The organism is Lacibacter sp. (assembly GCF_035299325.1).
In the GTDB taxonomy this organism is placed as follows: domain Bacteria; phylum Bacteroidota; class Bacteroidia; order Chitinophagales; family Chitinophagaceae; genus Lacibacter.
The window spans coordinates 99,879-107,885 of sequence record NZ_DATGWT010000016.1 but is presented as its reverse complement, the minus strand read 5'-3'; the positions used below and the strand labels follow the sequence as shown (position 1 = coordinate 107,885).

The window sequence follows — 8,007 nt, the reverse complement described above, 5'->3', positions numbered from 1 at the left end:
CAGAGTATCTCTCCTCCAGTTTTTGGAAGATTTTTTTAGGGGGTCAATTTAAAATGGCGGATGGGGGTCAGTTTGGGTGGTATTTACACTTAGTTTAATAAACTGGCATAATTCCTCCAAATCCTCGAGGGGGTTCGTTCTGGAATTTACGTTACTCTTTTTACCCCCCCCCACCTAAAAAGGGTATTGCTTTTCCTAGATATTAATAATATTTTTATTTGAGAGCCTCTATATACAGGGATTAAAGTTTTTCCACTTAACTACAGTTTAATTAAAATTATTTTATGAGATCTGATTCTGGCGATAAAGCTTCAAGCTATTCGATGAGTGAATCCAAATTTCTAAAGACGGACGGTGGGAAAACAAAATCGAACACTATTCAAATTCCCTTTATTTCTCTGCCAAAAGGCGGTGGGGCAATCAAATCAATTGATGAAAAGTTTTCTGTGAATGCGGTGAATGGTACTTCTTCCTTTTCAATTCCTCTTCCATTTTCGCAAGCCAGGGGAGGTTCTCCATCTCTAGATCTTTCATATAGTTCAGGTGCAGGCAATGGAATATTTGGTTTGGGCTGGCAATTAAGCTTAGCCTCCATTAAACGAAAAACAGATAAAGGGTTACCCCAATATCAAGATACCATTGACTCAGATACTTTTTTATTTTCTGAGGCGGACGATCTTGTTCCTGAATTTAAAAAGAACGTTGATGGAAGCTTTCAATTAGATGTTGATAACGAATATATCATTAACGAATGGCCCTCAGCAAATGGATTATTTACAATCAGGAATTATAAACCCCGTATAGAGGGGTTATTCGCCCGCATTGAGCGGTGGACGGAAAAGATTTCAGGAAAGATCAAATGGCGTGTCATCAGCAAAGAAAATGTCACAACTCTTTTTGGATGGAGCAATAATTCTTCACTTTCAGATCCTGAAGACCCAACTAAAATTTTTGAGTGGCTCCCGGAATATGTATTTGATGATAAAGGAAAAATCTGTCAATACATTTATAGAAAGGAAGATTCAATTGGTTTTGATGATTCAATTTTACATAATAGAAATCGGTTAAGAAATGGTTTAATTACTTATGCCAACCTTTACATTGATAAAGTTCTTTATGGGAATAAATCAGCTTATAAAAAACTCGGCGATGAATTTCCTGCTGAAGAAGACTATATGTTTCAAACCATCTTTGATTATGGAACCTTATTGTTAGATGATCCTATTGACAAAATAAATACCTGGGACTATAGACCAGATGCCTTTTCCGATTACAAAGCCGGATTCGAAATCAGAACAACCCGGTTGTGCCAGCGGGTTTTGCTCTTTCATGTTTTTGAAGAGTTGGCATTAAGGCCTGATCAATCAGATAAAAAAACGCTGATTCGTTCGGTAAACTTTGAATACGATACTGCGACGGAGCAAGGCTTTAGTTTTCTTAAAAAGATCAGCTCCTACGGCTATATCAAAAAAGAGGGTGGTACTTATTCGTCTAAGCGACTTCCTCCAATGGAATTTGACTACCAAAAACATGAATGGAGCGATATAGTAAAGACTATTTCTCCCGATCAGTTGATCCATGCTCCTTCAGGTTTAGATGAACAGCAATACCAGTTCACGGATCTGTTCAATGAAGGCTTATCTGGTATTCTGACAGAACAGGCAAACGGTTGGTACTATAAACATAATCTCGGCAATGGAAAATTTGAACAAGCAAAATTAGTATCGCGCAAGCCCTCTTTTACCGGATTGGGTGGACAATTACAGTTGGCAGACCTGGATGCGGATGGTGGGAAACAATTAGTAAGTTATAGTACTCAACCAAGAGGATATTTTGAATTGGATGATGACAATGAATGGCATGGTTTACGCTCCTTCAAAGCAATACCCAATATTGATTTTGGAGATGCCAATACCCGATGGTTAGATCTGAATGGTGATGGGAAACCTGAAATAGTCATTTCTGAAGAGAATGTTTTTAAATGGTATCCCTCTGAAGGCAGGGATGGATTTGCACCTGCAAGGAAAGTATTGAAAGCTTTCGATGAGGAAACAGGACCGCATATAATCTTTGCGGATGCGAAAGAAACGATCTACCTCGCAGATATGTCCGGTGATGGCCTGACCGATATTTTACGGATCCGAAATGGTGAAATTTGTTATTGGCCAAACCTTGGGTATGGAAAGTTTGGTGCTAAAGTGACAATGGACAATGCGCCTGTCTTTGATCATGCTGATGCTTTCAACCCCGACTTTCTGCGGTTAGCAGATATTGATGGCTCCGGCACTTCGGATATTATTTATTTAGGTAAAAAGAAATTTAGTTGTTGGAAAAACTTAAGTGGAAATCGCTTTGGTACTACTCCTTTTGAAATAGATCCCTTTCCCGAGATCCATTCTCAATCCAACATAACCGTAACCGATCTGCTGGGCAATGGTGTTGCCTGTATTGTTTGGTCAAGTCCACTAGCAAAAGATGCAACTGTTCCTCTTAAATATATTGATCTGATGAGCAGCAAGAAACCACATATCATGGTTTCTTATAAAAACAATTTGGGAAAGGAAGTATCACTGGAATACAAACCTTCTACTGAATTTTATCTTGAAGATAAACTGGCAGGAAAACCCTGGTTGACGAAGTTGCATTTCCCTGTTCATTGTGTTTTCAAAACTACCACGGAAGATAAAATATCAGGTTACAAGTTTGTAACCGAATATAAATACCATCATGGTTATTATGACCATGCGGAAAGAGAATTCAGGGGTTTTGGAATGGTGGAGCAAATCGATGCAGAAAGCTTTGAACATTGGGAAACAAGTGGCGCAACAAATATTACGGATGCCAGTTTGCACCAGGAACCGGTTATTTCCAAAAGCTGGCATCACACAGGAGCCTTTTTACGGAATGAAAAGATACTTGATCAATTTGCAAATGATTATTGGTACGAGGAAATAAAACGTAAAGGGTTTACGGTAATACATCCTGAGGTAACCTTGCCTGATGCGCTGTTGGTTGTAGCACCCGGAATGGATTCATCCTTAGTAAGTAACCTTTCATCACAGGAATGGCAGGAGGCCTTTAGAGCGTGTAAAGGAATGGCCCTGCGTTCAGAAACTTTCGCGAGGGATGCGATCAAATTTGGAAATACGGTTGAAGCCCGTAAAAGAGAACTAACTCCTTTCTCAGTGGCTACGCATAATTGTGTCATTGAACTGCTGCAGCCGAAGGGCAAAAATAATCATGCGGTATTTGTAGTGAAAGAAAGCGAAGCGATCACTTATAGTTATGAACGCAATACGGAAGACCCCCGCATTGCACATAATCTGAATTTAAAATTAGATGAATACGGGAATGTGCTGGAATCGGCTTCTGTGGTTTATCCAAGAAAAATAGTTGATGCAACACTGCCGTTAGAAACGCAGGATGCTCAAAGTGAAGTTGTCATCCTCTATTCTCAAAATCAATTCACGAATGATGTTACCGGAGAGAATACACATCGTTTGCGTTTGCCTTCTGAAGTAAAAACATTTCAACTAAAGGGCGTTGCAAATTCTAATTTATACTATTCGATCAATGAGTTTACAGACATACTTACTGATGCAATATCCGATACTGCTTTTTACCATGAAATAAATAAAGCCCCGGTTGCAGGAACAGCACAAAAAAGACTCATTGAGCATGTTCGTTCCACTTATTATCAAGACAACTTATCGGGACCCTTACAACTGCATCAACTCGAATCACTAGCCCTGCCTTTTGAAAGTTATCAATTGGCCTATACTCCTGAATTGATAACTGACATATTTGGAACGAAGGTAAATGCAGCCCATTTAATAGAAGGGAAATTCACCCCTATCGATAATAATTGGTGGGTTCGTTCCGGCACTATTCAATTTAAAACTGCAGCAGAAAGCCAGTCTGATGCTCAAGACCGTTTTTATAGTCCTGTATCCTATACCGATCCCTATGGTGCTATTACCAAAGTAAAATATTACAAGGACTATTTTCTATTTGTTCATGAAATGGAAGATGCCTTGGGAAATATATCAAAAGTTGAAAACGTAGAAACAACGAAACCGGGTTTTAATTTTCGGACTCTTACACCTGAATGGATGAAAGACATTAATGGAAATTATTCAGCAGCCATTAGTGATGAGCTGGGTCTTGTAAAAGCAGTAGCTGTAATGGGTAAAGGAAATGAAGCAGACGAACTAACAGGAATTTTAGCAATAACAGATGTTGCAGAATCCGGTTTGATACAAAATTTTTTTCAAGCTCCTGATTCAACCCAACTCACAACTATCGGTAAGAATCTATTGGAGCATGCTTCTGCAAGATTCGTTTATGATCTCGAAGCGTATACCAATTCTGGCAAACCAGTCGTGGTGGCTTCCATCACACGAGAACAACATTTTATACAACTGGCCGATTCACCTGTTCAAATTGCTTTTGCATATTCTAATGGTATTGGGGAGGTAGTCATGAAAAAAGGACAGGCAGAGCCCGGGCTTGCAAAACAGGTTATTGTAAATCCGGATGATACCATAAGTATAAATGAAATAAATACAGGTACAGACCTTCGCTGGATCGGTAACGGAAGAATCATCAAAAACAATAAAGGCAACGCAGTAAAACAATACGAACCTTATTTCTCTGTCAACTGGCATTATGAAGATCATAAAGAACTGGTTGAAACGGGAGTGACACCTATTCTTTATTATGATGCCGCAGGTCGATTAGTAAGAACCGAAATACCCGATGGTACTTTTTCCAGGGTTGAATTTGATTCATGGAAACAACTTAGTTATGATGCCAATGACACAGTTCTAGAACAAGGGAACATTTGGTATTCGGAAAGAATAAATGGCAGCCTGGGTAATAAAGAAAAACTGGCTGCGGAAAAAGCTGCCAAACATGCCAATACTCCAACTGTTTTACACTTCGATACTTTAGGCAGACCCGTTCTATCTGTTGACAACAATAAAAATATTTTAACTGAGGCAGATGAGTTCTTTAAGACGAAAATAAAATTAGACCCCGAAGGCAATCTTCGTTCGGTTATTGATGCCCGTGAACTGCTTGAAAATAGCAACAAGGGAAACACGGTAATGGAACACAAATATGATATGCTGGGCAACCTTGTATATCAAAACAGTATGGATGCCGGGCAGCGGTGGTTACTCGTCAATATTTTAGGAAAACCTCTACGCACCTGGGATGAAAGAGATCATGAATTCCAGTATGAGTATGATGAACTACATCGCCCTACAAGGAGTATTGTCATTAATACAGTGGGAAAACCCGGGGACGAAATATTAAACCATATTTATGAACGGATCATTTATGGTGAAAGCCTTTTAACCGGGATTAGAACTGATACTAACCGGTTTAACGAAGCTTTGCTACAGGATAGAAATGTTCTTGGGCAGGTCATTCAACATTACGATACGGGTGGCCTGGTGGATACGCCTGCTTATGATTTCAAAGGACAGCCACCGGCAGCAACCCGTAAACTATTTAGTAAATACAAAGAAGTTGCTAATTGGACTGATGCAAATCTCTTAACCGATTTAGAAAATGTTGAATTTACATATACAACTGAAACTGATGCACTCGGAAGAATAACCAAACAAACAGCACCTGATGGAAGCATCATTACGCCTTCGTACAACGAGGCAGGTCTGTTGGATGGAGAAAGTGTATTGCATCCGGGAGTGGCTATAGCGACCAACTATATCAAAGACATTGACTATAACGAAAAAGGTCAACGAAATAAGATTATTTACGGCAATGATGTAAGTACCCACTTTGAATATGACTCAAAAACTTTTCGTATCAAAAATCTTGTTTCTACGCGACAGAATAGTGAAGTTTTGCAGGATCTCAACTATACATATGATCCTGTTGGGAACATAATTGCCATCCAGGATAACGCCATTCCAATTAGCTTTTTTGCCAATACACAAATAGAACCAGTAAACGAATACATCTATGATGCCCTATACCGGTTAGTTGAAGCTACCGGAAGAGAAAATAATGTCTCTTTGTTATTTAATAATAAAGACAATTGGAATGATGCACCTTATATACAACAGGTAAATCCTGGCGGCACAATGGCCGTATGGAATTATACTCAACAATACAGTTATGATGAAGTTGGAAATATCAATAAAGTAGTACACAAAAATGAAGGTAGTTCTGCGAATTGGTGGACCAGGATTTACGAGTATGAAAAGACAAACAATCGATTAATAAGTACAAAGATTGGAGCACAACCCAAATATAACTACCCACATCATCCGCAACATGGCTATATAACGATCATGCCACATTTGGATGAAATGAGATGGAATTTTAAAGAAGAGTTGGTTTCTACTATCTCTCAGAAAGTAAACCCAGGCAATGGAATCGCGGAAACGACGTACTACCAATATGACGGACAAGGTCAACGGATCAGGAAAATCACAGAAAACTTTGCCACTGCAGGGAATACTCCTACTAAAAAAGAAGAACGTATCTATATATCTGGATTTGAATTGTATAAAAAACATTCTACCCCACAGCAAGGATTGGAAAGGACTACACTGAGCCTGATGGATGGTGGCCATCGTTTTGTAATGATCGAGACAAGAAACAATATAGATGATGACACGGAGAAACAATTAGTACGGTACCAACTCCACAACCATATAGGTTCTGCTAGTTTAGAATTAGATGATGCCGCACAAATTATCAGTTATGAAGAGTACCACCCTTATGGAACAACAGCCTACCATGCAAAAAACAATACTATAAAATCTGCCGCCAAACGGTATAGATATACGGGAATGGAACGCGATGAAGAAACAGGTTTGGAATATCATAGTGCAAGGTATTATTTGCCATGGTTGGGGAGGTGGTTGAGTAGTGATCCTATTGGGCTTGAAGGTGGTATTAATGATTATGGTTTTTGTGATGAGAATCCAATTAAGTATGTCGATAGTAATGGAAAACAAGCGTATCAAAGATATTTCAATGAAAAGATAGTTGAGCTTATCGTAGAAAGCGGGAACCAGGATGTTATTAAACGCTTACTGGTCAAAGATAATTTAGGAAACTATAAGCTTAACACATCTTATCAAGTAGGGTTTAATGCCGGACACCAGGAGGGTGGCGATCGTAAATCTGATGCACAAAAACTCTCTATTGAAAGAGCAACAACAAATCAATTAGACGGAGCAAAAAAAATTGAAAAAAACAATCGTGGAATGGATAAGCGTGCCTATGAAGTAAAAATTGGTAATGGTATTACAATCCCAATTGAAAGATACACTGCCCATGAATTAGAATTGGAAAAGGTATTACCCGCAGGAACCAGCAATCTTCCTGAAAAAGAGGGCTGGACTAAAAATAAATTAAATTTTCATTTGGCGGCAATGAAAGCCCAACGTGTAACCAAGGCAGTCCTTGGATCGGGAATTATTGGAATTGTTTCAACAGCAGCTTTTCTATTTGGGCCAGGTTCGGTTGAGGAAAAAGCTAAAGTGGGGGCACAAAGCTATGTGGTAGGAAAAGGATTACAAGTCGCGGCTAGCAGAATTGCAGGGGCAAGAGTTGCAGGTGCAGTTATCCCGGGTGCCGGTTTTGCTCTTGGCTTATGTGGTGATTCGGCAGGTGCATGTGAGCAACAAGCGAGTGAAAAGATGATACACGATCGCATAAAGAAAGATTTCCCTGGAGAGTTCAGCAACGAGTACTGTTTGATCGGGTTAGGATGGCCTTGTACAGAAATCACAACAGCTTCAAGCTATGGCCCCAATTACCAGGCTGCCCGCTCAATTGTAATAGAAAAAATTAATAATGAACATTTATGTGAAACATATGCTGATCAAAATTCCCAAGATGACGATGATCTTGACGCAGCATTTGATGAAGGTTCGGAGCTTGCATTGAAAAAACAAAAAGCTGAGCTGAGATCAAGTTTGTATAACTCATGCCTATCCCGATAGGAGGTTTGGTCAGGTTTTA

Annotated in this window: 1 protein-coding gene; it reads left to right on the top strand. The window is 39.3% G+C overall.

What is annotated here, in order from left to right; all coding sequences use genetic code 11:
* Positions 1-284: 284 nt before the first annotated feature.
* Positions 285-7,988, top strand: a complete 7,704-nt coding sequence (locus tag VK159_RS10420; protein ID WP_324230076.1) for a SpvB/TcaC N-terminal domain-containing protein — start codon at positions 285-287, stop codon at positions 7,986-7,988.
* Positions 7,989-8,007 lie beyond the last annotated feature (19 nt).

Bases quoted from the DNA above. Each gene is read 5' to 3' on its own strand.
- VK159_RS10420 (WP_324230076.1), top strand. From the start codon at position 285: ATGAGATCTGATTCTGGCGATAAAGCTTCAAGCTATTCGATGAGTGAA.